Source organism: Niastella sp. (assembly GCF_045805085.1).
Taxonomy (GTDB): Bacteria; Bacteroidota; Bacteroidia; order Chitinophagales; family Chitinophagaceae; genus Niastella.
On sequence record NZ_JBJMLX010000330.1, the window covers coordinates 1 to 3,570 of the forward strand.

2 protein-coding genes and 1 riboswitch are annotated in these 3,570 nt (G+C 42.9%); both genes read right to left on the bottom strand.

Going from position 1 to position 3,570, the window contains the following annotated elements:
• The coding region (locus ACJ751_RS17450) for a chloride channel protein (protein WP_407746804.1) at positions 1–1,051 on the bottom strand (1,051 nt) is incomplete at its 3' end.
• A gap of 35 nt (positions 1,052–1,086) precedes the next feature.
• A riboswitch (Fluoride riboswitch) is annotated at positions 1,087–1,154 on the bottom strand.
• Positions 1,155–1,627: 473 nt separating this feature from the next.
• The coding region (locus tag ACJ751_RS17455; protein WP_407746805.1) for an FtsX-like permease family protein at positions 1,628–3,570 on the bottom strand (1,943 nt) is incomplete at its 5' end.

A 3,570-nucleotide genomic window follows, 5' to 3' on the forward strand; every position in this document is an offset into this window, starting at 1 on the left:
ATGTAGCGCCGATAAAGAACAGCGGTGTTACTTCTCCGCCTTTAAAACCCATCCCAAGCGTGATAGCTGTGAATAATATTTTCCAAAACCAGCTAAACCAGGTGGCGCCACCGGACGTGAATGCGGATACAATAGAAATAGAAACGCCATGGGGATCGGGATTGGTAACACCCAACCCGAGATAATCCCTGGTGCCCAACGCGAATGTTAGACCGATTATAATAATACCACCAATTACCGGGATCAGCCATTTGATCTTTATAAAGCGATTGCTGTAGTTTTTGATCGTATGGGATAATTCAGAAAAAAAATAACCTGCCAGTCCGAAGAATAGCCCCGCGAGGATCACTTTTGCCAGGAGTAAATAATCAAAATGCAAAAAGGATATATTGCTGGCGGCAACTGATTTGAAAGTGATGTGATAAGCGGTGTGATGAATGCCATAGGCCGAACAGGTAAAATCGGCCAGCACACTGGCCATAAAGCAGGGCAGGAGGGCCTTGTAATTTATGCGGCCAATAGTAAGCACTTCCAATGCAAACAACGCTCCTGTAACCGGGGTGCCAAACACGGCGCCAAAGCCTGCCGATATACCGCACATTAACAGAATGCTTAGGTCTTGCTGATTTAATTTGAACCAGCGGCCCAACAGCGCAGCCATACTGCCGCCCATTTGTACGGCAGTCCCTTCCCGTCCTGCAGACCCACCAAATAAATGCGTGATAATAGTAGTGCCCAGCACTAAAGGGGTCATACGACTGGGAACACCACCACCCGGTTCATGAATTTCCTCCATAATGAGGTTATTGCCGGCTTCCGCATTTTTACCGAGGTATTTGTACACCGCATAGATCAGCATGCCGGCAAGCGGGAGTAAATACAACAGCCAGCCATGCTGCCAGCGTATTTCAGTAGCTTTTTCAAGCAGCCATAAAAACAAAGCCACCAATGAGCCCACAATAAAAGAAACCGGGATGGTCAGCAACGTCCAGCGAAGCAGGTGATTTACAATAGAGAGATGTTCGAAGCGATTGTTGAGTTTTTTAATCATCCTACAAATAGTTTTATAGGGCCAGAAGCCATTATGTATTTGTAGGCGCCATCAGTTCCTGGTTGGAACGGTTAAGTAGGAAGACACCATTTCCTTGCGGACAAATGTAATAAAAAATATGATTAACATCAGCAAAAATACGGTCTTTTAACGGTGCGCTGGCAGGTGATAATACTGTATTTTGTTCCATACGTTTGCCACGGTTCCTGATGGCGCCTTTGCTTTGAAGGAAGTGTCAACGGTTGTTAAGCAATTATCAAACGAAGATTTCATCAAAGAAGTTTCACTTTGAATAAGTGTGGTTTTAATGGAAGAGTCCCCCTGAGGTATCGGGGGGACTTATTTTTTATTATTGCTGTGCATTATAAACCGCCGCAAACTCATTGGCAAAGTCAGTGGGTTTTATCTTACCCCATACCTGCAGTTTATGCGCTTACTGTTTATTATTTCGAATCATGATCAATAAAAAATAAGTCCCAACCTTTCGGCCAGGACTGAGGCAATTAAATTATATTATTTACTGTATCACCCTCGAAACTAAAAAGCTCTCAACGCGTGAATTGACTGCCCAGTATTTTATTCTGTTCTCAAACTTTGCACAGGATTGGCCAACGCTGCTTTTATTGCCTGCACACTTAACGTAGCAAAGGCTATGAGGAGGGAAATAATTCCTGCGAGGGCAAACATCCACCACTGCAATTGAATGCGGTAGGCAAAATCTTCGAGCCATTTATTTGATATAAGCCATGATACCGGTACTGCCAGCAGCAGGGAAATAAGCACCACTTGTAATAAGCTTTTGGTCAGCAGTAAAACCATGTTTTTTACACTTGCTCCCAATACTTTGCGGATGCCAATTTCCTTCACCCGTTTTCCAACCGTAAAAGTGATTAACCCAAATAAACCCAAACAGGAAATAACAATGGTAAGAATGGTAAACCCTAATAATACCTTTCCCTGTTTTTGTTCAGCCTCGTATTGCGCGGAAAAATTTTTATCGAGGAAATGATATTCAAAGGGGGAGGCAGCGTCGAATTTTCTGAACGTGCTCTCGATATATTTTATGGATGGAGCAGAATTGCGGTCATCTATTCTTACGTAGATATTATCCCGGTCGTACACCTGACCAGGCAGTTCCATTACCATAGGCCCTATCTGGTGCTGCAGGGAATAAATATGAAAATCCTTTACCACTCCAATGATATTGGCAATAAATAATTTGCCCGTTGAATCTTTACCTCTTGAAACTCGTTTACCCATAGCAGATGCCCAACCTTGTTTTTTAACGAAGGCTTCATTCACCATTACAGCCTGGGTGTCGGATGCTATCTGCTTTGAGAAATTACGTCCTTCCAGTAATTTGATCTGCATGGCCGGAATAAAATCGGGATCGATATTCAGTATATATGCCAGGTTACTATGTTCGTCAAATACCCCATTCTTTTCAACGCTGTAATCCGTCATGCCAATATTATTATTTCCTATAGGATTGCTTGCCGAAGCAACGGCTTTTATCATGGGGTTTTGTAATAAGGCTGAACGAAGCGTTTCTACCTGGGTACGCACGATTCTTGAATCGAGATGAAAAGTGAGTAATTGTTTTTTATTGAACCCAAGATCGGTATTCACCATAAAATTCAACTGCAAATAAATGATCAGCGAGGTAGTGATCATCACCACCGTTATGGCAAACTGAAATAATACGAGTGATTTGCGGAAGATGCTTTGTCCTTTTACATCGCCCAGCTGGTTTTTCAAAGCCGGGATTGTTTTGAATTTTGACAGAAAAAAGGCCGGGTACCAACCGCCAATAAAACCGGTAATAAGACAGAATGTCAATATGAACAATACCGTACGTGCTACACCGAATTGCCAGATGGATAATTGTTTGCCGGTAACATAATTGAACAGGGGCATGGTTAGCATTACCAGTACCAGGCTGATGCTGGCGGCACAAAGTATGGTAATGAACGATTCAGTAAGAAAAAGTCCAACCAGGTTTTTTCCGTTTGAACCGACGATCTTTCTAACCGCCACTTCCCGCAAACGGATGGAGGCGCGGGCTGTTGTAATATTGATATAATTTATAAGGGCGATAAGGAGTACCAGCAAGCCTACGATCGAGATCACGTAGGTGTATTTTATATCGTGATTGTCGCTTAATTCGTATGCCAGGTGCGATTGTAAATGAATAGCCGTTAGGGGTTGCAGTTCTAATGTGAAATGGATATTTACCGCATTGATAGTAAGATATTTTATCACAAAAGCAGGCAGCTTGGCGCGAAGCCGGTTAACGTCTGCATTCTTTTTCAGAAGAATATAGGTATAGTGTTCCTGCCTGCCCCAATCGGATCTGAAATCGGACGGAAAGGAACGTATAGCCTTGAAACTAAAGTGTGAATTGTCTGGCACATCATCAATAACCCCGGTAACGGTATAAAGGGTATTATCCATTTTAATTATTTTGTTCAACGCCGATACGGGATCTGGTACCAATTTGGCAGCAAGTGATCTGGTCA